This window comes from Cellulosimicrobium sp. RS, assembly GCF_046159675.1.
Taxonomy (GTDB): domain Bacteria; phylum Actinomycetota; class Actinomycetes; order Actinomycetales; family Cellulomonadaceae; genus Cellulosimicrobium; species Cellulosimicrobium funkei.
This window is the reverse complement of the sequence record NZ_JBJXVU010000001.1, coordinates 29,976-53,951: the sequence shown is the minus strand read 5'-3', so window position 1 is coordinate 53,951 and position 23,976 is coordinate 29,976. Positions and strand designations below refer to the sequence as shown.

19 protein-coding genes and 1 riboswitch are annotated in these 23,976 nt (G+C 75.4%); of the genes, 12 read left to right on the top strand and 7 right to left on the bottom strand.

The features are described 5' to 3' along the window. The first annotated feature begins 73 nt into the window (after positions 1-73). On the top strand, positions 74-1,837 hold the full coding sequence (locus ACI769_RS00235) for a PspC domain-containing protein (RefSeq protein ID WP_409141031.1): 1,764 nt from the start codon (positions 74-76) through the stop codon (positions 1,835-1,837). Then, a complete protein-coding gene (locus ACI769_RS00230) occupies positions 1,837-2,445 on the top strand; it encodes a hypothetical protein (RefSeq protein ID WP_409141030.1) in 609 nt (202 codons plus the stop codon). Before ACI769_RS00235 ends, ACI769_RS00230 begins: the two co-directional genes overlap by 1 nt. 147 nt (positions 2,446-2,592) lie before the next feature. On the opposite strand, the gene ACI769_RS00225 is transcribed toward ACI769_RS00230, so the two are convergent. Then, positions 2,593-3,399 (bottom strand): hypothetical protein, encoded by an 807-nt coding sequence (locus ACI769_RS00225; RefSeq protein ID WP_370512490.1) that lies wholly within the window; start codon positions 3,397-3,399, stop codon positions 2,593-2,595. A gap of 207 nt (positions 3,400-3,606) precedes the next feature. Between ACI769_RS00225 and ACI769_RS00220 the strand changes: the two genes are divergently transcribed. Further along, on the top strand, positions 3,607-4,767 hold the full coding sequence (locus ACI769_RS00220) for a glycosyltransferase family 4 protein (RefSeq protein WP_409141029.1): 1,161 nt from the start codon (positions 3,607-3,609) through the stop codon (positions 4,765-4,767). 4 nt (positions 4,768-4,771) lie between these two features. Here the strand turns inward: ACI769_RS00220 and guaA are convergent, their stop codons facing one another. Together guaA and thiE are read right to left on the bottom strand one after the other, a co-directional pair. Continuing rightward, positions 4,772-6,385 carry a glutamine-hydrolyzing GMP synthase gene (guaA, locus tag ACI769_RS00215; RefSeq protein WP_061268633.1) on the bottom strand — a complete coding sequence of 538 codons (1,614 nt, stop codon included), beginning with the start codon at positions 6,383-6,385 and terminating at the stop codon, positions 4,772-4,774. 42 nt (positions 6,386-6,427) lie between these two features. Further along, positions 6,428-7,141 (bottom strand): thiamine phosphate synthase, encoded by a 714-nt coding sequence (gene thiE, locus ACI769_RS00210; protein ID WP_085388374.1) that lies wholly within the window; start codon positions 7,139-7,141, stop codon positions 6,428-6,430. A gap of 44 nt (positions 7,142-7,185) precedes the next feature. Next, positions 7,186-7,288, top strand: a riboswitch (TPP riboswitch). Between thiE and thiO the strand changes: the two genes are divergently transcribed. From thiO to ACI769_RS00195, 3 genes are all read left to right on the top strand, one after another. After that, positions 7,278-8,552, top strand: a complete 1,275-nt coding sequence (thiO, locus tag ACI769_RS00205) for a glycine oxidase ThiO (RefSeq protein WP_409141028.1) — start codon at positions 7,278-7,280, stop codon at positions 8,550-8,552. Its footprint overlaps the riboswitch before it by 11 nt. 5 nt (positions 8,553-8,557) lie before the next feature. Next, a complete protein-coding gene (thiS, locus tag ACI769_RS00200; protein WP_076405108.1) occupies positions 8,558-8,791 on the top strand; it encodes a sulfur carrier protein ThiS in 234 nt (77 codons plus the stop codon). Positions 8,792-8,800: 9 nt separating this feature from the next. Then, a complete protein-coding gene (locus tag ACI769_RS00195; protein ID WP_409141027.1) occupies positions 8,801-9,643 on the top strand; it encodes a thiazole synthase in 843 nt (280 codons plus the stop codon). A 96-nt stretch (positions 9,644-9,739) separates the two neighbouring features. Here the strand turns inward: ACI769_RS00195 and ACI769_RS00190 are convergent, their stop codons facing one another. Together ACI769_RS00190 and ACI769_RS00185 are read right to left on the bottom strand one after the other, a co-directional pair. Further along, positions 9,740-11,053, bottom strand: coding sequence for a ThiF family adenylyltransferase (locus tag ACI769_RS00190; RefSeq protein ID WP_409141026.1), 1,314 nt, complete (start codon positions 11,051-11,053; stop codon positions 9,740-9,742). Further along, positions 11,050-11,496: a DUF3817 domain-containing protein gene (locus tag ACI769_RS00185; RefSeq protein ID WP_085388378.1), complete on the bottom strand. Its 447-nt coding sequence runs from the start codon at positions 11,494-11,496 to the stop codon at positions 11,050-11,052. The genes ACI769_RS00190 and ACI769_RS00185 overlap by 4 nt, the downstream gene beginning before the upstream one ends. Positions 11,497-11,617: 121 nt before the next feature. Between ACI769_RS00185 and ACI769_RS00180 the strand changes: the two genes are divergently transcribed. Genes ACI769_RS00180 through ACI769_RS00170 form a run of 3 tightly spaced genes read left to right on the top strand, consistent with a single transcriptional unit; the run spans position 11,618 to position 16,208 of the window. Further along, positions 11,618-13,414, top strand: coding sequence for an ABC transporter ATP-binding protein (locus tag ACI769_RS00180; protein ID WP_085388379.1), 1,797 nt, complete (start codon positions 11,618-11,620; stop codon positions 13,412-13,414). Then, positions 13,411-15,144, top strand: coding sequence for an ABC transporter ATP-binding protein (locus ACI769_RS00175; RefSeq protein ID WP_085388380.1), 1,734 nt, complete (start codon positions 13,411-13,413; stop codon positions 15,142-15,144). Before ACI769_RS00180 ends, ACI769_RS00175 begins: the two co-directional genes overlap by 4 nt. 26 nt (positions 15,145-15,170) lie before the next feature. Next, positions 15,171-16,208, top strand: coding sequence for a GNAT family N-acetyltransferase (locus tag ACI769_RS00170; protein WP_206158297.1), 1,038 nt, complete (start codon positions 15,171-15,173; stop codon positions 16,206-16,208). A gap of 174 nt (positions 16,209-16,382) precedes the next feature. On the opposite strand, the gene ACI769_RS00165 is transcribed toward ACI769_RS00170, so the two are convergent. Together ACI769_RS00165 and ACI769_RS00160 are read right to left on the bottom strand one after the other, a co-directional pair. Next, positions 16,383-16,676, bottom strand: coding sequence for a hypothetical protein (locus ACI769_RS00165; protein ID WP_034654148.1), 294 nt, complete (start codon positions 16,674-16,676; stop codon positions 16,383-16,385). 182 nt (positions 16,677-16,858) lie between these two features. After that, a complete protein-coding gene (locus ACI769_RS00160) occupies positions 16,859-17,752 on the bottom strand; it encodes an SURF1 family protein (RefSeq protein ID WP_157446669.1) in 894 nt (297 codons plus the stop codon). 260 nt (positions 17,753-18,012) lie between these two features. Here ACI769_RS00160 and ACI769_RS00155 point away from each other — a divergent pair, with 260 nt between their 5' ends. Genes ACI769_RS00155 through ACI769_RS00145 form a run of 3 tightly spaced genes read left to right on the top strand, consistent with a single transcriptional unit; the run spans position 18,013 to position 23,956 of the window. Further along, positions 18,013-20,514 carry a phosphoketolase gene (locus ACI769_RS00155; RefSeq protein WP_085388382.1) on the top strand — a complete coding sequence of 834 codons (2,502 nt, stop codon included), beginning with the start codon at positions 18,013-18,015 and terminating at the stop codon, positions 20,512-20,514. Then, the gene (gene pta / locus ACI769_RS00150) at positions 20,511-22,700 is read left to right on the top strand and encodes a phosphate acetyltransferase (RefSeq protein ID WP_034654151.1); all 2,190 of its coding nucleotides are present in this window, start codon (positions 20,511-20,513) and stop codon (positions 22,698-22,700) included. Before ACI769_RS00155 ends, pta begins: the two co-directional genes overlap by 4 nt. Next, positions 22,697-23,956, top strand: coding sequence for an acetate/propionate family kinase (locus tag ACI769_RS00145; protein ID WP_043656335.1), 1,260 nt, complete (start codon positions 22,697-22,699; stop codon positions 23,954-23,956). Before pta ends, ACI769_RS00145 begins: the two co-directional genes overlap by 4 nt. The last annotated feature ends 20 nt before the right edge of the window (positions 23,957-23,976 follow it).

The window sequence follows — 23,976 nt, the reverse complement described above, 5'->3', positions numbered from 1 at the left end:
CCGGACGGTTCAGGGTCGGGTCAGGGTGGCACCCGATACCGGCGGCACCCCCCGGCGCACCAGCATGGTGGTCATGAGCACTCCCGACCTCCCCGGACCCGGCGCCCAGCCCGGGAGCTCCGGCGGCGACACCGAGACGCCCGGCGCGCAGCCGGGCACCGTCCCCCCGGGGCGGAGCGGCCCCGACCACGGCGGCGGACCGGGCTGGGCCGGCCCCGCCGGCCCGCCCCCGGGCGCACCGGGCGAGGCACCCCGGCGTCCGAGCGGCACCGACGGCTTCTTCGACGCGGTGCGCCGCGTCGGCATCTACCGCTCGGACGACCGCTGGATCGGCGGCGTCGCGTCCGGCGTGGCGGAGCGGTTCGGGATCGACCCGCTGGTCGTGCGCGGCCTGCTGTTCGTGACGTTCTTCCTCTCCGGCGCCGGGCTCGTCCTGTACGGCGCGGCGTGGGCGCTGCTGCCCGAGCGTCGCGACGGACGCATCCACCTCCAGGAGGCGTTCCGCGGCAACGTCGACGTCGCGCTGCTCGGCGCCGCGGCGTTCGTCGTGGTCGGGTTCTCGTGGGGCGGCGGCTGGTGGTCGTGGTGGGACGCGCTCCACCTGGGCTGGCTGACCGGCCTGTTCTGGGTCGCGGCCTTCGTCACCGTCGCGGTCGTCGCGGTCTCGGCGCTCACCCAGCGCGGCCCCCGCGGTGGCCAGGGCACGCCTCCGCAGGCTCCGCCGTGGCCGGGCGGTCCGGGTCACGGCCCGGGTGGTCCGGGTCACGGCCCGGGGGGTCCGGGTCACGGCCCGGGCGGCGCCGGTCCGGCGCAGGGCTCGTACGCCCCGGGCCCCGGCCCGACGGCGGCCCCCGGCGCCCCCGCGGGCGGCGCGCCCTCGGACGCCCCGTGGGGCAGCCCCGGCCCGGCGTACCCGAGCGGCCCCGCGTACCCGGGCGGCCCGACGACGTCCGGCACCCCCGGCGGGACGCCCGCGGGCGGCGCGCCGACGGGGACGCAGGACGACGCGGTCTGGTCGGCGGAGGCGAGCCCGTACGCTGCCTCCGCGCCCGGCGTGACCGCGCCTCTCCCCCCGCACGCGCCGTACGCACCGTCCCCGCAGGGCGCACCGCAGCCGCCGCTCCCGCCGCAGCCCGCGCGGGCCCCGCGCCCGCCGAAGCCCCCGCGCCCGCGCGGCCCGGGCGCGACGACGACCGGCATCGTCGTCGGGCTGAGCCTCCTGCTGGGGGCGCTGCTCCTCGTGGTCGACCGCCAGGGCGAGCTGCCCTGGCCGGTGTTCCTGACCTGGGCGGGCCTCAGCGGGATCCTCGCGGGCCTCGCCATCGTGGTGAGCGGGCTCCGCGGGCGGACGAGCGGCGGCCTCGGCTGGCTCGCGGTGGTCCTGCTCGTCGTCGCGCTCCCCGCCTCGGCGTGGCGCACGACCCCGTTCACCGTGTTCGTCGACGACTCCGTGCGGACCGTCACCGACGGCACGCACCGCATCACCGACCCCGACGTCGCCGAGCAGGGGTTCGGCGTGTCGTTCGGCGACCCGCGCATCGACCTGTCCGACCTGGACCTGTCGGAGGCGACCACCGGCTCGCCCGTCGAGGTCCCCGTCCGGCTCGGCGCGGGCGACGCGACGGTCGTCGTGCCGGACGGCGTCCCCGTCCGCGCCGAGGTCCAGGTGCTCGCGGGCAACGCGCGCTGGCACGTGGACGGCGACCGCCAGGAGATCGGCGGGGTCAGCACGCAGCCGGTGACGTTCGACAACGACGAGGTCCAGGCGGGCGACGACCCGCTGCTCGTGCTGCAGGTCGAGGTCGGCGCCGGCCAGGTCACGATCGAGGAGGACTGATGAACGACGAGAACCGCCGCGACGACGACACGCGGCCGCTCGGGGACGAGCTGTTCGACCCCGCCCCCGCGCAGGACCCCGAGCCGGCTCAGCAGCAGGGACGCCGGGAGGCGTCCGGGACGGACGCGACGGTCCCGCTCCCCGCCGTGACGCCCGCGGCCGACGCCCGCGCGACGACCCCGCTCCCGGCCGCAGCACCGCTGACCGACGTCGGCGCCACGACGCCGCTGCCCGCCATGCCGTCGACCGACCCGCTGTCGGTCGACGGACCGTCCGTCGACACGCCGCCCGTGGGTGCCCCGCCGGCCGGGACACCACCCGTCGGGGCGCCGTCCGTCGGTGCGCCGCGCTACGGCGCGGCCCCGACGACGTCGGGCGCCGACCCGTCGTCCACGGGCGGGGCGCCCGGCGCGCTCCCGCGGCGCGGCCCGCGCGTCGCGACGATCGTGTGGGGCTTCGTCATCGTCGCCTTCGCCGTCGTGGTGCTCGCGGCCGCGCTCGGCGCCCGCGTCGACCTGGGGCTCGCGACGATCGTCGTGCTCGCCGCGGCGGGCGTCACGCTCGTCGTCGGGTCGATCGTCTCCGGGGCACGACGCCGCCGGGGCTGAGCCGCACCGGGACCTCCGGGTACGCCGAGGGCCGTGGCACGTCGTGCCACGGCCCTCGGTGTGCCCGAGCGACGCCGCCCCGCACGCTCTCCCCGGTGCGACCCGGTGGGAGCGGGTCCTCGGCGCCCGGACGGGCTGCCGGGACGGTCAGGGGGTCGGCTCGTCGCCCCGCCGCGTCGGGCCGTCGGCCCGGTGCTCGGGCGTGGTCGGCCCGGTCGTCGTCGTGGGGGTGTCGGGCGAGGCCGCGGGCGAGGAGCCCGGTGCGCTCGGCGTGCCCGTGCCGGCGGCACCGGTCGGCTCGACGGGCGTCGCCGTCGTACCGGGAGCGGCCGCGCGGGCCTCGGCGCCGGGGGTCGAGAGCGCAGAGGGGCGGCCCGGGGAGGTCGGCTCGGGACGTACGGGAGGCGCCGTCGGCGACGGCTCGACGTGCCCCGGCGCGGCGTGCGCGGGCGCGGCGTGCCGACCGGCGTCCGACAGGTCGCCCGACGACGAGTAGCCGCCCGGGGTCTCGACGGCGACGCTCGGCCCACCCGCGAGCCGGCGCAGCGCGATCCCGACGAGGATGAACAGGATGCCCAGCCCGATGACGAGCGCGCACACCCCGAACGCGACGACGGAGGTGAACAACGACGCGCGCAGGAACGAGGCCGTCATGACGGTCTGGCGCGTCGGGTCGTCCTGACCGAGCTCGGCGTAGGTCTTGCCGCCGCTCGCCTCGAGCGCGTGCTTGTTGATGACCTCGGCCTGCGCGTACGCGGTGAGCGGCCCGTTGACGTGGCGCCCCGCGAGGAACGACGCGTCGTCCGAGACGGTGATCTCCTCGGCGGACAGCTGGTTCGACACGACGATCCATGTGCCGATGCCCGCGAGGAGAAGGATGATGCCCGCGAAGATCGACACGAGGCCGATGCCCCGTGCCCCCTTCGTCGGTGTGACGGTGACGGTGCTCGACATGGCGCGTTCTCCCCTTCGTCAGGACCCACCTGCAACCGCCCGCACGAGACCGCCCGCGGGTGCGGGCCGGTCACGGGACGGTCGAACCACCCATACGGGGCCCACGGTAGCGACGGGAGCGGAGCACCGCGCGGCGAACGCGCACCTCAGGGCGGGCGCGGCGGCGACCGCGCGGCCCGCCGGGGCCGGGATGGGAGGATGCGGTCCGTGCGCATCACCCACCTGACCGACTGCTACCTGCCGCTGCTCGGCGGCATCGAGACCCAGGTCGCGCGGCTCGCGCAGCAGCAGGCGGCCGCCGGTCACGACGTCGCGGTCGTCTGCACGACGCCGGCGCACCCCGGCGCGCACGGCGTGTCGACCGAGCGGGACGGTGACGTCACGGTGCACCGGCTCGCCGCGCGCGTCCCGGGCGGCTACCCCGTGCACCCGCGCGCGCCGCACCACGTGGCGCGGGTCCTGCGCGCCGACCGGCCCGACGTCGTGCACCTGCACATGGGCGTGCTGACGCCCTCCACCCAGGCGTCGCTGCGGACGGTCGTGCGCGCGGGGCTGCCCGCGGTGCTCACCGTGCACAGCGTCTGGGGCGGCGCGGAGCGCGCGTTCACCGGGCTCGACCGCGTGGTCCGCTGGTCCCGCTGGCCCGTGCTGTGGTCGGCCGTGAGCGAGCTGACCGCCGCTCCCCTGCGCCGCATCGTCGGCGACCACGGCGAGGTCGTGGTGCTGCACAACGGCCTCGACCTCGACGCGTGGCGCGTCCCGCGCACCGAGCGCGCCGACCGCATGGAGGGCTCGGCCGTCCACGTCGTGGCCGCGACGCGGTTCGCGCCCCGCAAGCGCGTGCTGCCGTTCCTCGAGGTCGTGCGCGACGCCGTCGCGCGCCTCCCCGAGGGGGCGCTGCACGTGACGCTCGCCGGGGACGGCCCCGAGCTGGCCGACGCGCGGCGCTTCGTCACCGAGCGCGGGCTGGGGTCGGTCGTGTCGCTCCCCGGCCGCCTGGACGCGACGGGCCTCCAGCGGCTCTACGCGCGCGCCGACGTGTTCGCCGCGCCCGCCGTCGAGGAGGCGTTCGGCATCGCCGCGCTCGAGGGCCAGGCCGCCGGGCTGGCGGTGCTCACGCGCTCGCAGTCGGGCGTCGCGGAGCGCCTCACCGACGGCGTCGACGCGCTCGTGGCGGACGACGACGCCGGCCTCGCCGACGCGCTCGTGCGCCTCGCGACCGAGGACGGCCTGCTCGACCGGATCGTCGCCCACAACCGGGACGTGCCGTCGTCGGCGGGCTGGCCGCGCGTGCTCGCCGACGTGGAGCGGGCATACGAACGGGCCGCGACGATCGCCGTGGATCGTCGGGCCCGCCCGTCCCGCTAGGGGGTCACTCCCACTCGATGGTGCCCGGGGGCTTGCTCGTCACGTCGAGCACGACGCGGTTGACCTCGGAGACCTCGTTGGTGATGCGCGTCGAGATGACGGACAGCACGTCGTAGGGCAGGCGCGTCCAGTCGGCCGTCATCGCGTCCTCGGACGAGACGGGGCGCAGCACGATCGGGTGGCCGTAGGTGCGGCCGTCGCCCTGGACGCCGACCGAGCGGACGTCGGCGAGCAGCACGACCGGGCACTGCCAGATCTCCTGGTCGAGGCCGGCCTTCGTGAGCTCCTCGCGCGCGATCGCGTCGGCGGCGCGCAGCGTCTCGAGGCGGTCCGCCGTGACCTCGCCGACGATGCGGATGCCGAGCCCGGGGCCCGGGAACGGCTGCCGCGCGACGATCTCCTCAGGCACGCCGAGCTCGCGACCGACCGCGCGGACCTCGTCCTTGAACAGGGTGCGCAGCGGCTCGACGAGCGAGAACTGCAGGTCGTCGGGCAGGCCGCCGACGTTGTGGTGGCTCTTGATGTTCGCCGCGCCCTCGCCGCCGCCGGACTCGACGACGTCCGGGTAGAGCGTGCCCTGCACGAGGAACTTCACCTCGGCGCCGTGCTCGCCCGCGTCCTCGACGATCTGGCGCGCCGCGTCCTCGAACACGCGGATGAACTCGCGGCCGATGATCTTGCGCTTGGTCTCCGGGTCGCTGTGCCCGGCGAGCGCGGTGAGGAACCGCTCCTTCTCGTCGCGGATCACGAGGTTGACGCCCGTCGCCGCGACGAAGTCGCGCTCGATCTGCTCGACCTCGCCCGCGCGCATCAGCCCGTGGTCGACGTGCACGCACGTGAGCTGGTCGCCCACCGCACGCTGCACGAGCGCCGCGGCGACGGCGGAGTCCACGCCGCCCGAGAGGGCGCAGATGACGCGCGCGTCGCCGACCTGGGCGCGGATCGCAGCGACCTGGTCCGCGATGACGTTGCCGGGCGTCCAGTCCGGTGCGAGGCCCGCGCCGTCGTACAGGAAGTGCTCCAGCACCGTCTGGCCGTGCGCGGAGTGCTTGACCTCCGGGTGCCACTGCACGCCGTAGAGGCGACGCTCGCGGTCCTCGAACGCGGCGACCGGCGAGCCCGACGACGTCGCGAGGACCTCGAAGCCCTCGGGCGCGCGGTGCACGGCGTCGCCGTGGCTCATCCACGTGGTCTGGTTCTGCGGCGTGCCGTCGAGCAGCACGCCCGCGGCGCACACCTCGACCTCGGTGCCGCCGTACTCGCGCAGGCCCGTCTGGGCGACCTCGCCGCCGAGGGCCTTCGCCATGGCCTGGAAGCCGTAGCAGATGCCCATGACGGGCACGCCTGCCTCGAACAGCGCCGGGTCGACGAACGGGGCACCCGTCGCGTACACGGACGAGGGGCCGCCCGAGAGGATGATCGCGGCCGGGTCCTTCGCGAGCATCTGCTCGACCGTGAAGGTGTGCGGCACGATCTCGGAGTAGACCTTGGCCTCGCGCACGCGGCGCGCGATGAGCTGCGCGTACTGGGCGCCGAAGTCGACGACGAGCACGGGCCGCGGGGTCGAGGCCACCTCGGCGGTGGTGGGGGTGTCGGGAGCGGTGGCGGGTGACGTCACCCGTCCAGGATAGTCGCCGTGCGGCGGGGCTCGTCCCGCGTCTCAGGCGTCGGCGGGCACCTCGGCGCGCGCCGCGACGCGCTCGCGCAGGGCGCGGGCGGCCGCCTCCGGGTCGCTCGCCGCCGTGATCGCGCGCACCACCACGATCCGGGTCGCGCCCGCGTCGAGGACCGCGTCGAGCCGGTCCGCGTCGATCCCGCCGATCGCGAACCAGGGCGTCGCGGGCCGGGTCGCCGCGACGTCCCGCAGCAGGTCGAGGCCGACGGCGGCCCGCCCCGGCTTCGTCGGGGTCGCCCACAGCGGACCCACGCAGAAGTAGTCCACCGCCGGGTCGGCCTCCGCCGCGGCCGCCTGCGCGGCCGAGTGCGTGGACCGGCCGAGCACGGGCCCCGCGCCGAGCAGCGCCCGCACGGCCGGGACCGGCAGGTCGCCCTGGCCCATGTGCACGACCGGCGCGCCCGTGACCGACGCCACGTCCGCCCGGTCGTTCACGGCCCACAGCGCGCCGTGCTCCGTCGCGACGCGCGCGACGAGCTCCTGGAGCTCGAGCTCCCGCGCGACGTCGAGCGTCTTGTCGCGGAGCTGCACGACGTCCACCCCGCCCGCGAGCGCCGCCCGCAGGAAGTCCTCGAGGTCGCCGCGCTCCTCGCGCGCGTCCGTGCAGAGGTAGAGCCGCGCGTCGGCGAGCCGGGCGCGTGCGGCGTCCCCTGCCGACGGGGCGGGAGTGGCCGGGGTGGTGGAGGTCTCGGAGCTCACCCGCGGGAGCCTAGCCTCGGCGGGCCCACGGCAGGAGGTACTGTGGCCGACAGCACGGGAGCCCCGCACGGGGCTGAGAGGGCGTCGCCGCCGACCGTCGAACCTGATCTGGGTCATGCCAGCGAAGGGAGCGCACATGAGCCTGTCCGTCCACCCGTCCGCGGGTCGCTCCGTCGTGCCCGACGGCGCGCGTGACGTCGTCGTCGTGGGGGGCGGGATCGTGGGTCTCGCCGTCGCGTGGCGCGCGGCGCGCGCGGGCCTGACCGTCACGGTGCTCGACCCGACGCCGGGCGCGGGCGCGACCCATGCCGCCGCGGGGATGCTCGCGCCGGTGACCGAGGCCGACTTCGGGGAGGAGGCCGCCCTGCGGCTCCACCTCGCGGCCGCCGCGGCGTGGCCGGCGTTCGCCGCGGACCTGCGCGCGGCGACGGGGGTGGACGTCGGGCTGCGGATCGCCGGGACGCTCACCCTCGCCTACGACGCGGACGACCTCGCGCTGCTCCGCCGCGTCCTCGCGCTGCACGCCGCGCACGGTCTCGTGTCGCACGAGCTCACCGTCGCCGACGCGCGCCGACGCGAGCCGTACCTGGGCCCGCGCGTCGCCGGGGCGGCGTGGGCCCCCGCGGACCACGCCGTCGACCCGCGCGCGACGCACGCCGCGCTGCTCGCCGCGCTCGGCGGACGCGACACCGCGGGTGCGGGCTCGGCCACCGGGGCGCGCGTCGTCCGCGCGTCCGCGACCCGGCTCGCGCTCGATGCCGGGCGCGTGGTCGGCGTGCACGACGACGCGGGCCGGCTCCACCGCGCGGGTGCGGTCGTCGTCGCGGCGGGCTGGCAGTCGGGCGCCCTGCTCGCGGACGTGCCGGGCGTCGTCGTGCCCACGCGGCCGGTGAAGGGTCAGACGCTGCGGCTCGACGCGGGCCCGGACCTCGCGCTGGAGCACGTCGTGCGCGGGCTCGTGCAGGGCCGGCCGGTGTACGTCGTGCCGCGCGACCCCGAGCCTGCCGGCCCGCGCGCCGGGCACCGGGAGGTCGTCGTCGGGGCCACCACCGAGGAGAACCCGGACGACCGCCGCGCCACCGCCGGCGGGGTCTTCGCGCTCCTGCGGGACGCCCGCGCCCTCCTGCCGGGGATCGACGAGGCCGCGCTGGTCGAGGTGACGCCGCGGGGGCGCCCCTCGACCCCGGACAACCTCCCGCTCGTCGGGCCGACGGACGTCCCGGGGCTGCACCTCGCGACGGGCCACGGCCGCAACGGCATCCTGCTCGCCCCGCTCACGGCCGACGCCGTCGTCGCCGGGCTCGGCGGGCTCTCCGGCCTGGGCGGGACCGAGCCCGGCGACGACGTCGCGACCGCCCTCGCCACCGCCCGCACCGACCGCTTCGCCCGCACCGCCACGACACCGAGGTGAGACCCGTGACCGCACCCGCACCCACCGCGCTCGTCAACGGCGAGCCGTACCCGCTCGACGGCGACGTCGACCTGGAGCGGCTCGTCGCCGCGCTCGTCCCCGCCTACGTCGCCGACGGCACGCCGCAGGGCGTCGCGGTGGCCGTCGGGGACGCCGTCGTGCCGCGCGGCGCCTGGGCGACGACCGTCGTCGCGCCCGGGGACCGCATCGAGATCGTCACCGCCGTCCAGGGCGGCTGAGGAGGACCCATGACCACGACCGACGTCTCCCCCGCCACCGCGAGCGGCCCGGCCGGCGCCGACGACCCGCTCGTCGTCGCCGGCACCCCGATCGGGTCGCGCCTCGTCATGGGCACCGGCGGGGCCGCGAACCTGCTCACGCTCGAGGACGCGCTCGTCGCGTCGGGCACCGCTCTGACGACCGTCGCGATGCGACGCGTCGCCGTCCGCGCCGGCGGGGACGCGAGCCCCGACGCGGGGATCTGGGCGCTGCTCGCCCGCCTCGGCATCCGCGCGCTGCCCAACACCGCCGGGTGCTTCTCGGTGCGGGAGGCCGTGCTCACCGCGCACCTCGCGCGCGAGGCGTGCGGCACCGAGTGGGTCAAGCTCGAGGTGATCGCCGACGACGTGACCCTCCTGCCCGACCCGGTCGGCCTCGTCGAGGCGGCGGACCAGCTCGTGCGCGACGGGTTCGTCGTGCTGCCCTACACGAACGACGACCCGATCCTCGCGCGCCGGCTGGAGGACGTCGGCTGCGCCGCCGTCATGCCCCTCGGGGCGCCCATCGGCACGGGGCTCGGCATCCTCAACCCGCGCAACATCGAGGCGATCGCCGCCGCGGCCCGGGTGCCCGTGATCCTCGACGCGGGGATCGGCACGGCGTCCGACGCCGCGCTCGCCATGGAGCTCGGCTCCGACGGCGTGCTCCTCGCGACGGCCGTCACGCGCGCCGCCGACCCGGTCCGCATGGCCCGCGCGATGCGCCTCGCCGTCGAGTCGGGCCGGCTCGCCGCGGGCGCCGGGCGCATCCCCCGCCGCGAGGGCGCCCTCGCGAGCTCGTCCCCGCAGGGCCGCCTCGACCTGGCCCTCTGACCCCGTCGACCAGGCGGTCCCTGCGCGCCGAGCAGGCTATCCCGGCTCGTCCGTCGACCAGGACGCGCCGCGACCACCTGGTCGACGTGCAGGGGGCTAGAGGGTGGGGGTCTTCAGGGCGTCGAGGAGGGCCGGGACGCCGCCGACGACGGAGCGTGCGTCGAGGCCCGCGGCGCGGGCGGCGTCGGCGACGCGGGCGGAGCGGCCGCCGACCGCGCACACCACGAGCACCGGGCGGTCGGTGGGCAGGTCCGCGAGCGCCGCGGCGACGCCGGGGTCCTGCGCGCCGCCGAGGAACGCGCCGCTCGGGACGAGCGTCGACCCGGGGAGCGGGCGCACCTGCGCCTCCCAGTCCTCGCGGACGTCGAGGAGGAACGGCGCGAGGCCGTCGGCCCGCAGCAGGGCGGCCGCGTCGGGGGCGGACACGTCGCGCGGCGCGGGCCCGGCTGCCCCGGTCGGCCCCGCCCCGGCACCGGGCGTCGCCACGGCCTGCGCCGCGGGCCGGAGCCCGCAGAACGCGGCGTAGGCGCCGTCGCCCGGCAGGAGCGCGGTGACGGGCTCGCGCGTCGGGTCGGCGCGCACGGTGAGCTGGCGCCACGAGAGGTCGAGGGCGTCGTAGACGGCGAGGCGGCCCAGCAGCGTCGTGCCGGCGCCGGTGACGAGCTTGATCGCCTCGGTCGCCATGACGGAGCCGACGGTGCCGCACATCGCGCCGAACACACCGCCGGTGGCGCAGTCGGGTGCCGCGCCCGGGGGCGGCGGGACGGGGAACACGTCGCGGTAGGTGACCCCGCGCGGACCTCGCTCTCCCGGCCCCGCGGGGTCGGGACCCGCGGCGCCCGGGTGCGCGGCGTCGTCGGGCACGGCGAACCGGGGCGCGGCCCAGAAGACGCTGACCTGTCCCTGGAAGCGGTAGATCGAGCCCCAGACGACGGGCAGGCCGAGGACCTCGGCCGCGTCGGAGACGAGGTAGCGGGTCGGGAAGTTGTCGGCGCCGTCGAGCACGACGTCGTAGCCGCGCAGCACGTCGAGCGCGTTGTCCGCGTCGAGCCGCAGCGCGTGCTCGACGACGTGGACGTGCGGGTTGACGTCCGCGATGCTCTCGCGCGCGGAGTCGACCTTGCGGCGCCCGACGTCCGACCCGCCGTGGATGACCTGGCGCTGGAGGTTGGACGTGTCGACGGCGTCGTCGTCGACGATGCCGATCGTGCCGACGCCCGCGGCGGCGAGGTAGAGCAGCGCGGGGCTGCCGAGGCCGCCCGCGCCGACGACGAGCACGCGCGCGGCCGCGAGCCGCCGCTGGCCCTCGGTGCCGACGCCCGGCAGCGCGAGGTGGCGCGCGTAGCGCTCGAGCTCCGGCGTCGAGAGCTCGGGACCGGGCGCGACGAGGGGCGCGAGCGGCGTCGTCATGCCGCGTACTGCTCCTCCAGCGCGACGAGCTTCGCGTCGGCCTCGGCGTGCACCTTCTTCTCGAGGATGAACGACATGACCGGGACGACGCCGGCGAACACCATCGTCGCGAGGCGGCCCCAGCCCCAGCGCATCTTGGTCCACAGGTCGAGCACGGTGACGAGGTACACGACGTAGATCCAGCCGTGCGCGAAGGGGATCCAGGACACGTACCGCATGATCCCGTCGACGTCGACGAACTGGCCCACGCCGTACTTGACGAGCATCTCGACGCACAGGATGAGCAGCATCACGCCGGTGATGATCGCGAGGACCCGGTAGCGCGCGAGCGCGCCGCGCGCCTTGCGGATCGCGGTGCGCGCGGCCTGCGCGCTGGGGGCCGCCGCGTCGGCGGGGGCGACGACGGGCGCGTCGGTGGGGGTGGCCGGGTCCTGCGTGGTCATGGGAGAGGTCCTCGTTCCGGGCGAGACGGCCGCGGCGGTCTCCGCCGCGTGCGGTGGCGTGACGCGGTCGCCGCGTTAAACCGTCGCCGCGTGTCGGACGCCGAACCTAGGGTAGAACACCGTGCGACCCCTCCCTCTCCCCGACCCGGGGACCCCCGACCTGCGCGGCCCGTCCCGCTACCTCCTCTGGATCGCCGGGCGCCAGTGGACGGTGCTCACGGTGTCCGTGCTGCTCGGCCTCGGGAACTTCGCGTGCCAGGCGTTCCAGCCGTACATGCTCGGCCGCGCGCTCGACGAGGGGCTCACCGCCGGGTTCGGCGCCGAGCTGTGGCGCTGGGCGGGCCTGCTGCTCGCGCTGGGCCTGGGCATCGTCGTCACGGGCGTGACGCAGCACCGGTTCGACATCGCGAACTGGCTGCGCTCGGCGCTCACGACGTCGCAGCTCGTGGGCGACGTCACGGCCCGCTCGGGCGACGCGATCACCGAGGAGCTCCCGACGGGCGAGGTCGTGTCCACCGTCGCGAGCGACGCGATGCGCGTCGGCCAGCTCTTCTCGATGATGGGCCAGTTCCTCGGCGCGCTCGGCGCGTACGTCGTCGTGGCGGTCATCATGCTCTCGACGTCGCTGCAGCTCGGTCTCGTCGTCGTGCTGGGCCTGCCGGTCGTGGCGGCGGTGCTCGCGCTGCTCGTCAAGCCGCTCCAGCAGCGCCAGGCCGCGCAGCGCGAGGCGCAGGGCCGCCTGACGACGCTCGGCGCGGACACGGTGTCGGGCCTGCGCATCCTGCGCGGGATCGGCGGCGAGGGCGTGTTCGTGGGCCGCTACGCGCGGCAGTCGCAGAGGGTCCGCGAGGCCGGCGTGAAGGTCGCGCACACGCAGGCCACGCTCGACGCGCTCCAGGTGCTCCTGCCCGGCCTGCTCGTCGTGCTCGTCGTCTACCTCGGCGCGACGGCGGCCCTGCGCGGCGAGATCACGCCCGGGCAGCTCGTCGCGTTCTACGGGTACGCGGCGTTCCTCGGCTGGCCGCTGCAGGTCGCGACGCAGATGCTCAACATCGCGACGCGCGCCCATGTCGCCGCGCGCAAGATCGTGCGCGTCCTCGCGGTCGAGCCGGCCGCGGGCGCGACCCCGGCCACCGCGCCCATGCCGCCCGAGGGCAGCCCCCTGGTCGACGAGACGAGCGGCCTGGTGCTCGAGCCGGGACGCGTCGTCGCGCTCGTCTCGGCGGACCCGGACGCGTCGGCGGCCGTCGCGACCCGGCTGGGCCGGTTCGACGACGCCGCGGAGGCGGCCACGCCCGTGCGGCTCGGCGGGACGCCGCTCGCCGCGCTCGACAAGCACGCGCTCCGGCGCCGCGTCGTCGTCGCCGAGGCGACGCCGCAGCTCTTCTCGGGCGCCCTGCGCGACGAGCTCGACGCGCGCGGCACCGCGACGGAGGCCGAGGTGCTCGCCGCGGTGAGCACGGCCGACGCGCACGACGTGCTCGACTCCGTGCCCGACGGCCTCGCGGGCGAGCTGCCCGAGAAGGGGCGGTCGCTCTCGGGCGGCCAGCGTCAGCGCGTCGCGCTCGCCCGGGCGCTCCTCACGGACCCCGAGATCCTCGTCCTCGTCGAGCCGACGAGCGCCGTCGACGCGCACACCGAGGCGCGGATCGCCGCGAGCCTCGCGCACGCCCGCCGCGGGCGCACGACCCTCGTCGTCACGGCGTCGCCGCTCGTGCTCGAGCACGTCGACGAGGTGCTGCTCCTCGAGGACGGCCGGGTCACGGGGCGCGGCACGCACCGCGACCTCGTCGACCGCGCCCACTCCCCCGCGACCGTGCCGGACGACGACGCGGCCCGGTACCTGCGCGTCGTCGGGCGCTCGCTCGACGACACCCCCGCCCTCGCCCGCACCGCACCCGAAGGAGGCCAGGCATGAGGCTCCCCGTCGCCGACGGCCCCGCCGTCCGCGCCGCCGCCGGGCGCCTGTTCGCCCGGCACCGCGGCACGTTCGTGCTCATCGCCGTGCTCCACACCCTGGCCGCGGTCGCGGGCCTCGTGGGGCCGTGGCTCCTCGGCCGGCTCGTCGACGCCGTCACCGAGGGCACCACGTCGTCGTACGTCACGACCGTCGTCGCCGTGGGCGCGGGCGCGGTCGTCGCGCAGGCCGTCCTGCGCCGGTACGCGCAGCGCCTGTCCATGGTCTTCGGCGAGACGGTGTTCGCCGAGCTGCGCGAGGACCTCGTCGAAACGGTGACGTCGCTGCCGCTGTCCACGGTCGAGCGCGCGGGCACGGGCGACCTCGTGGCACGCACGACGAACGACGTCGACCGCATCCAGCACGCCGTGCGGTTCGGCGTGCCGCAGCTCCTCGTCGCGGTCGTCACGCTCGTGCTCACGGCCGTGGCAGCCGTCGTGGTCGCACCCCTCGTCGCGCTCGCGCTGTTCGTGGGCGTGCCGCTGCTCGTCGTCGTGTCGCGCTGGTACCTCCAGCGCGCGTCGGCCGGCTACCAGCGCGAGGCCGCCGCCTACGCGACGCTCAACGGCACCATCACCGAGAGCGTCGAGGGCGCGCGCACGGTCGACGCGCTCTCGCTCACCGAGCGCCGCCAGGCGCGCGTGCGCGCCGACCTCACCGAGGCGTTCGAGGCGGAGCGGTACACCCTCGGGCTGCGCACCGTGCTGTTCCCGGGCATCGACCTGGCCATCGCGATCGCGCCCGTCGCGGCGCTCGTGTGGGGCGCGTGGCTGCTCTCGCAGGGCCAGACGACGCTCGGCGCCGTGGCCACGGTGACGACCTACGCGTTCCAGCTCGCCGGGCCGGTGTGGAACCTCATCTTCTGGCTCGACGAGATCCAGGTGGCCGCGGCGTCGTACGCGCGCATCGTCGGCGTCGCGCAGGTGCCCGGCGACCGCACCCCGACGGGCGACGTGCCCGACGGCGACCGCCTCGTCGCACGCGACGTCGAGTACGCCTACCGCGAGGGCCACCCCGTGCTGCACGGCGTCTCGCTCGACCTCGAGCCGGGCGAGCGGCTCGCCGTCGTCGGGCCGTCGGGCGCGGGCAAGTCGACCCTCGGACGCATGCTCGCGGGCATCCACCCCCCGACGGCGGGCTCCGTCCGCTCCGGCGGCGTGCGGCTCGTCGACCTGCCGCTCGAGGACCTGCGGCGCGAGGTCGCGCTCGTCACGCAGGAGCACCACGTGTTCGTCGGCACGCTCGCGGACAACCTGCGCCTCGCGAAGGTCGACGCGGAGGAGGCCGAGCTGCTCGACGCGCTCGACGCCGTCGACGCGCGTGGGTGGGCCGAGTCGCTGCCCGAGGGCCTCGCGACGACCGTGGGGTCGGGCGGGCACGTGCTCACCCCGGCGCAGGCGCAGCAGCTCGCGCTCGCGCGCCTCGTGCTGCTCGACCCGCACACGCTCGTGCTCGACGAGGCGACGTCGCTCCTCGACCCCCGGGCGGCTCGCCACCTCGAGCGCTCGCTCGACGCCGTGCTGGCCGGCCGGACGGTCGTCGCGATCGCGCACCGCCTGCACACCGCGCACGACGCCGACCGCGTCGCCGTGGTCGACGGCGGCCGCATCAGCGAGATCGGCCCGCACGACGAGCTCGTCGCCGCAGGCGGCGACTACGCGCGGCTGTGGCACTCCTGGCAGCAGGAGTAGCACCGGTCGGTGCCAAGATGGTGCCGATGCCTGGAACCACGAGCGCCACCCCGCACGACCTCCCGACCCTCCCGAGCCCCTGGCGGGCCCGGGTCCCCGGCTACGCCGACATCGACGCGCTCGTCCGGCTGCGACGCCTGGACGAGCTCCAGGGCACGGGCTCGACGCACGTCGACCCCGCCGGGATCGAGTCCGAGGTCGCGGGGCTGGCCTCCTGGACGCGGCGCCAGCTGGTCGCCGTCGGGCCCGACGACGTCCCCCGCGCCTGGGTGACCGTGCACGACCGCGCCGCCGGGCGGGCCACCGTCTGGGGCTACTTCGACCGCGACGTGGCCGAGGTCGACGCGATCGCGGACGCGTTCTACCGCTGGGCGGAGCGCACCGCGGTCGCGATGGCGCGCCTGCGCGGCGTGACGGCGACGCGCCTCGACGAGAGCCCGTTCGCCGACGACGCGCGCCAGGCGCAGTGGCTGACCCGGGCCGGGTACGCGCGGCGGCGGAGCTGGCTGCACATGACGCGCCCCGTCGTCCCGGACGAGGCCGCGCTCGCCCCGCGCGCCGGGGTCACGGTCCGCCCGGTCGAGCGGCACGAGAACGGGATGCCCGTCGCGGCCGACCTCCAGGTCGTGCACCAGATGCTGGAGACGTCCTTCCAGGACCACTTCAACTCCTACCGGGAGAGCTTCTCGGAGTTCGTGCAGCGGCTCCGCGAGGACCCGGGCCACAGCTGGGACCACTGGTGGCTCGCGTACGTGGACACCGACGACGGCCACCGCGTCCCCGCGGGCACGGTCGTGTGCTCGTCGATCGCCGCGGGCGAGAGCGGCGCGCCGGGCACCTACGTCGAGTACATCGGGGTGACGCGCGCCGCCCGCGGCCGCGGCGTGGCGAAGTCGCTGCTCGCGACGGTGATCGCGGACGCCGCCCGGGACGGTCGCGACCGCGTCGCGCTCGAGGTCGACGCCGACTCCCCCACCAAGGCCGACCAGCTCTACCGCTCGCTCGGCTGGGAGACGGACTACGTCACCGAGTCGTGGTTCAAGGACCTCGACCTCGACGGCTGACCGCGGGCGGCCGGGACGCGCAGCCGGGTCGGGGGCCCGGACTCGGGGCCGGGCCCGGTCGCGGGGCCGGGGCCGGACGCGCCGGTGCCCGGCCGTCGCGGACGACGACCGGGCACCGGGTGACGCAGTGAAGGGCGACCTGACGGAGTCAGCCGACCCGACGGGACGAGCGCGTCAGAAGCACGAGACGTGGATCGCCACCGACGCGTCGGTCGACGTCGCGTAGGCGGTGCCCTGGCCGTCGTAGTCGTACATCGTCACCGCCGCGCCCGCGCTGTTGCGCGCGCTGTTGGTCGTCCCGTTGACCCGGAGCGACACGTTCGTCGGCGCGCTCGCCGTGATCTTCGCGTCGCGGGTGCCGCAGTTGTACGGCGTGGTCCTGCTCGCCGCGCTCGCGCTCGCCGCCGGGGCGAGGACCAGACCGATCGTGACCGCTGCCACCGCGAACGGTGCAAGACGCTTCTTCATGGAGTACCCCCGTGTCTCTCCGACCGCCGGGCGACGTCGACCGGCGGACCGCCCGGACGCTCTGTCCGGGCGGGATAAGACTGAGGTCCGTACATATGTCCGGCAAGCGCTGTGTCACGTGGTGAGACGGCGGTCCGATCGCTCCCGGCCCGGGACGCGGTGTGTGCGCCCCCGGCCCGCTCTCAGGGGGTCGTTCGCGGGCCCGTCGCGTCGGCGTCGGCCGGCCCGGGGAGGCCGGCGATCCCGGCGTCCTCCCCGCGCGCGCGGCGCTTGCCGCCCGCCGCCTCGTCACGCACGAGCCGGACCCACAGCAGCACGGCGAACCCGCCGAACACCCACCACTGGAGCGCGTAGAACAGGTTCTGGAGGTTGAGCCCCGTGCCGCCCTCGATCGTCGGGCGCGGGAGCTGGGCCGGGCCGCCGTCGGCCGCGGACGGCTGCGCCGGGTCCGAGGACAGCAGCACGAGGTAGCCCGAGTACATGGGACCGCCCCACGCGTTGACCAGCTCGCCCGTGGAGATCGCGTCGGTGCGGCCGGGGGCGGAGCCGCCCTGCCCGGCGGCCTCGGACGCCTGGAGGTAGCCGGTGAGGCGCACGACGTCGTCCGGCGGGTCGAGCGCGGCGCTCTCCTCGGGCGACTCGACCCAGCCCCGCACGACAGGCAGGACCGGGGCGCCCGAGAGGTCGGCCCACGACGCCCCCTGGGTGCCGTCGTCGGTCACGTGGAGCGGGGTGAGCACGAGGTAGCCGGCGCGGCCGTCGAGCGCGCGACCCTCGACGAGGAGCTGCCCCTCCGCGTCGTACTCGCCCTCGACCCAGGCCTGCCGCCCGACGAGCTCGCCGGGGAACGTGGACTGCGGCGGGAGCAGCACGCCGACGCCCTCGGGTCCGGCGGCCTCGAGCTCGGCGGCCTCGTGCTGCGCCGCGAGCTCGGCGCGCTGCTGGGCGCGGTCGAGCTGCCAGACGCCGAGCCGCGCGCACACCGCCGCGGCGACGAGGAGGAGCACGAGCAGCCCGACGACCCGGGGCTGGCGGGCGACCGCCCAGAACGAGCGGGGCGCGGTGGGCTCGGGCACGACCCCACGGTATCCGGGGCGCGGGCGGGTCCCCGCATCCGGACCGACTCCCGGGCGAACGTCACACGCCGCCCAGCGGCCCCCGGCGTCGGGGACAACGTCCTCGGCCGTGGTTCCCGGGCGCGGGACCTTGGACCTTTTGTGCCGTCGTGGGCGCAGGTCACACCGCCCGGCGCCAGGAGGAATAGTGCAGGCCCCCGGTCGATGGGGTTGTATGAAGCCGTAGTCGTTCACGGACCCTTCCCCCGCAGGAGCGTGAGATGAGCACGACCACCGTCACCGAGTCCACCGCCTGGCAGCCCACCGAGATCGCACCGCTCGACGACGACACCCTGCGTCGGGTCGACGCCTGGTGGCGCGCGGCGAACTACCTCTCGGTCGGCCAGATCTACCTCCTCGACAACCCGCTGCTGCGGACGCCGCTGGACCGCGAGGACGTCAAGCCGCGCCTCCTGGGCCACTGGGGCACCACGCCGGGCCTCAACTTCCTCTACGCGCACCTCAACCGCGCGATCGCGCAGCGCCGCCAGTCGACGATCTACGTCGCCGGCCCCGGCCACGGCGGCCCCGGCCTCGTCGCGAACGCGTACCTCGAGGGGACGTACTCCGAGACCTACTCGGACGTCACCCAGGACACCGAGGGCCTGCGCCGGCTGTTCCGCCAGTTCTCCTTCCCGGGCGGCATCCCGAGCCACGTCGCGCCGGAGACGCCCGGGTCGATCCACGAGGGCGGTGAGCTGGGCTACGCGCTCTCCCACGCGTACGGCGCCGCGTTCGACAACCCCGACCTGCTCGTCGCCGCGGTCGTCGGCGACGGCGAGGCGGAGACGGGCCCGCTCGCGACGAGCTGGCACTCGAACAAGTTCGTCAACGCGCGCAACGACGGCGTCGTCCTGCCGATCCTGCACCTCAACGGCTACAAGATCGCCAACCCGACGGTGCTCGCGCGCATCAGCGACGACGAGCTGCGCGACCTCATGATCGGGTACGGCCACACGCCGTACTTCTTCACGGGCGGCTTCGACGGCGAGGACCACTTCGAGGTGCACCGCCGCTTCGCGCAGCTCCTCGACGAGGTGCTCAACCACATCGCGCAGATCAAGGCCGACGCCGCGGCGGGGAACGACGAGCGTCCCGCGTGGCCGATGATCGTGTTCCGCACGCCGAAGGGCTGGACGTGCCCGCCGGTCATCGACGGCAAGAAGACCGAGGACTCGTGGCGCGCGCACCAGGTGCCGCTCGCGAGCGCCCGGGACACCCCGGAGCACCTCGAGGTGCTGCGCGGCTGGCTCGAGTCCTACCGGGCCGACGAGCTGTTCGACGAGGACGGCCGCCTGGTCGACGACGTCGCCGCGCTCGCCCCCGAGGGCACGCTCCGCATGAGCGACAACCCGCACGCGAACGGCGGCCTCCTGCTCAAGGACCTCCGCCTGCCGGACTTCCGCGACTACGCTGTGGACGTCACGGGGCCGGGCAGCAGCATCGCCGAGTCGACGCGCGTCCTCGGGCAGTGGCTCACCGACGTCGTGCGGAAGAACCCGGACAACTTCCGGATCTTCGGCCCCGACGAGACGGCGTCGAACCGCCTCCAGGCCGTGTACGAGGTCACGGACAAGCAGTGGAACGCCGACTTCTTCGGGCCCGACGTCGACGAGCACCTCGCGCGCGCCGGGCGCGTCATGGAGATGCTGTCGGAGCACCAGTGCCAGGGCTGGCTCGAGGGCTACCTGCTCACCGGGCGGCACGGCCTGTTCACGAGCTACGAGGCCTTCATCCACATCGTCGACTCGATGTTCAACCAGCACGCGAAGTGGCTCAAGGTCACGAACCACATCCCGTGGCGGCGCCCGGTCGCGAGCCTCAACTACCTGCTGTCGAGCCACGTGTGGCGCCAGGACCACAACGGCTTCAGCCACCAGGACCCGGGCTTCATCGACCACGTCGTGAACAAGAAGGCCGAGATCGTCCGCGTCTACCTGCCGCCGGACGCGAACACGCTGCTCTCGACGTACGACCACTGCCTGCGCTCGCGCCAGTACGTGAACGTCGTCGTGGCGGGCAAGCAGCCGGCGCCGCAGTTCCTGTCGATGGACCAGGCGATCGCGCACTGCTCGCGCGGCCTCGGCATCTGGGACTGGGCCGGCACCGAGGTCGAGGGCGAGGACCCGGACGTCGTGCTCGGCGCCGCGGGCGACGTGCCCACGCTCGAGGTGCTCGCCGCGGCGGACATCCTGCGCCGGCGCATCCCCGACCTCAAGGTCCGGGTCGTCAACGTCGTGGACCTCATGCGGCTCCAGGACGAGAAGGAGCACCCGCACGGCCTGTCGGACAAGGACTTCGACACGCTCTTCACGACGGACCGGCCGGTCATCTTCAACTACCACGGCTACCCGTGGCTCATCCACCGCCTCACGTACCGCCGCACGAACCACGCGAACATCCACGTGCGCGGCTACAAGGAGGAGGGCACCACCACCACCCCGTTCGACATGGCCATGCTCAACGACATCGACCGCTACCACCTGGTGATCGACGTCATCGACCGTGTGCCGTCCCTGCGCTCGACCTACGCGGGCCTGCGCCAGGAGATGGTCGACGCGCGGCTGGCGGCCCGCCAGTACACCCGCGAGCACGGGGAGGACATCCCCGAGGTGCGCGACTGGGTGTGGCCGGACGTCGGCGAGACGGCGACCGAGGAGGGTGGCCCGCAGTACAACGGCGCGAGCGCCGCCGTGCAGGACACCGGAGGAGACAACGAGTGAGCGACACCGCTCGCAGCATCTACATCACCTCGCCCGAGGGCGAGACGGGCAAGTCCACGATCGCGCTGGGGGTCCTCGACCTGCTGGTCCGCAAGGTCCAGCGGGTCGGGGTCTTCCGGCCGGTCACCCGGGCCGCCGGCCCGGACGTGCAGGACTACGTGCTCGAGCTCCTGCTCGCGCACGACGGCGTGGACGTCACCGCCGAGCAGGCGATCGGCGTCACGTACGAGGACGTCCACGCCGACCAGGAGGCCGCGCTCTCGCGGATCGTGGCCCGGTACCACGAGGTCGCGAGCCAGTGCGACTTCGTGGTCGTCGTGGGCACGGACTACACCGACGTCGCCGGGCCGACCGAGCTGTCGTTCAACGCGCGCGTCGCGGCGAACCTCGGCGCACCGGTCCTCCTCGTCGTCTCCGGCAAGGGCCGCACGCCCGACGCCGTGGGCAACCTCATCGAGGTGAGCGTCGCCGAGCTGCGCTCGCAGCACGCGCAGCCCATCGGCGTCGTCGCGAACCGCGTGCAGCCGGACGACCTCGACGCGGTGCGCGCGCTGCTCGGGTCGCTGGGACCGGACGGCGAGCCGCTCGCGGGCGGCACGTCGTCGGGCCCGACGGCGCAGCCCGCCCCGGGCACGCGGCTGCCGGGCTGGGCGGTGCCCGAGGACCCGTTCCTCGACGCGCCGACCGTGCGGATCCTCATGGAGGCCGTGGGCGGGACGCTCGCGTTCGGCGAGGAGGAGCTCCTCGCGCGCGAGGCGACCGACCTGCTCGTCGGTGCGATGTCGTTCGAGCACCTGCTCGACCGGCTCACCGACGGCGCCGTCGTCATCACGCCCGGCGACCGGGTGGACATCCTCATCGGGCTGCTCGCCGCCCACTCGGCGTCGGGCTTCCCGTCGCTCGCGGGCGTCATCCTCAACGGCGGGTTCTTCCCGCCCGAGTCGACGGCGCGCCTCGTCGCGGACCTCGACCCGAGCCTGCCGATCATCCGCACCGACCTCGGGACGTTCCGCTCGGCGAGCGCCGCCGCGAGCGCCCGGGGCCGCGTGACCAAGGAGTCGCAGCGCAAGGTCGACACCGCGCTCGCGCTGTTCGAGCAGAGCGTCGACGGCGCGGCGCTCCTCGCGGGGCTCGACGTGCCCCGGCCCGAGGTCGTCACGCCGCTGATGTTCGAGTACGAGCTGCTGTCGCGCGCCCGCGCGGACCGCAAGCACGTCGTGCTGCCCGAGGGCGACGACGACCGCATCCTGCGCGCCGCGTCCACGCTGCTCGGCCGCCAGGTCGCGGAGCTGACGATCCTCGGCGAGGAGCAGAAGGTCCGCGCCCGCGCGGCGGAGCTCGGCCTCGACATCGACGCCGCGCACGTCGTCAGCCCGCACGACCCCGAGCTCGTGGAGCGGTTCGCCGCGGAGTACCAGCGGCTGCGCGCGCACAAGGGCATGACGCTCGAGGAGGCGCGCGAGCGCGTCCAGGACGTCTCCTACTTCGGCACGATGATGGTCCACCTCGGGCTCGCGGACGGCATGGTGTCGGGCGCGAAGCACACGACGGCGCACACCATCAAGCCGTCGTTCGAGATCATCAAGACCCAGCCGGGCGTCTCCGTCGTCTCGTCCGTGTTCCTCATGTGCCTGCAGGACCGCGTGCTCGTCTACGGCGACTGCGCGGTCATCCCCGACCCGACGGCCGAGCAGCTCGCGGACATCGCGATCTCCTCGGCGGCGACGGCGCAGCAGTTCGGCGTCGACCAGCGGGTCGCGATGCTGTCGTACTCGACCGGCGAGTCCGGCTCGGGGGCCGACGTCGACAAGGTGCGCCGGGGCACGGCGCTCGTGCGCGAGCGCCGCCCCGACCTGTTCGTCGAGGGCCCGATCCAGTACGACGCGGCCGTCGACGCGTCCGTCGCGGCGTCGAAGATGCCGGGCTCGGACGTCGCGGGGCGCGCGACCGTGTTCATCTTCCCGGACCTCAACACGGGCAACAACACCTACAAGGCGGTCCAGCGCTCGGCGGGCGCCGTCGCGGTGGGCCCGGTCCTCCAGGGCCTCAACAAGCCGGTGAACGACCTCTCGCGCGGCGCGCTCGTGCAGGACATCGTCAACACCGTCGCGATCACCGCGATCCAGGCGCAGGCCCCGGCCGACGCCGCCGACCCCACCTCTGACTCCCAGGGAGCCACGTCATGACGATCCTGCCCGAGGGCGAGCGCCCCAACCCCTACAGCGCGTACGGCGCGCACGGGTCCGTGCTCGTCATGAACTCGGGGTCGTCCTCGCTCAAGTACCAGCTCGTCAACCCCGTCGGCGGCGAGGCGATCGCCGCGGGCACGATCGAGCGCATCGGCGAGGAGTCCGGGATCATCAAGCACCGGTTCGCCGGGAACACGACGACGCGCGAGGAGCCCGTCGCGGACCACGGGCACGCGCTGCGCATCGCGCTGAGCATGTTCGACGAGGTCGGCCCGACGCTCTCGGACGCCGACGTGTACGCGGTAGGGCACCGCGTCGTGCAGGGCGGCTCGCTGTTCGCCGACCCGGTCCTCGTCGACGACGGCGTGCTCGAGCGGATCCGCTCGCTGTCCCCGCTCGCGCCGCTGCACAACCCGGCGAACGTCAAGGGCATCGAGGTCGCGCGGTCGCTGCTCGGCGACGTGCCGCACGTCGCGGTGTTCGACACCGCGTTCTTCCAGCGGCTGCCGCAGCACGTCGCGACGTACGCCCTGGACGCCGAGGTCGCCGAGAAGTACGCGATCCGCCGCTACGGCGCCCACGGCACGAGCCACCAGTACGTCTCGGGGAAGGTCGCGCGCGTCCTCGGGCGCCGGATCGAGGGGCTCAACACGATCGTCCTGCACCTCGGCAACGGCGCCTCCGCGTCGGCCGTCAAGGGCGGCGTGCCGGTCGAGACGTCGATGGGCCTGACCCCGCTCGAGGGCCTCGTCATGGGCACGCGCACGGGCGACATCGACCCCGCGGTCGTGTTCCACCTCGCGCGCAACGCGGGCATGAGCATCGACGAGATCGACGACCTGTTCAACAAGCGCTCGGGCGTCAAGGGCCTGTCCGGCGTGAACGACTTCCGCGAGCTGCACCGGCTCATGGAGGCCGGCCACGAGGGTGCCCGCCTCGCGTTCGACGTGTACATCCACCGGCTGCGCAAGTACGTCGGCGCGTACGCCGCCGTGCTGGGCCGCGTGGACGTCGTCGCCTTCACCGCGGGCGTCGGCGAGCACGACGCCGAGGTGCGCGCCGCCGTCGTCGAGGGGCTCGAGCCGCTCGGCCTCGCCGTCGACCCGGACCGCAACGCCGTCGACTCCGGCGAGCCGCGCGTCATCTCGCCGGACTGGACGAGCACGCTCGTCATGGTGGTCCCGACGATGGAGGAGCTCGCCATCGCGCGCCAGTCGGTCGAGGTCGTCGAGGCGGCCTCGCGCGCCGGCTGATCCCCGCACGCCCGGGCTCC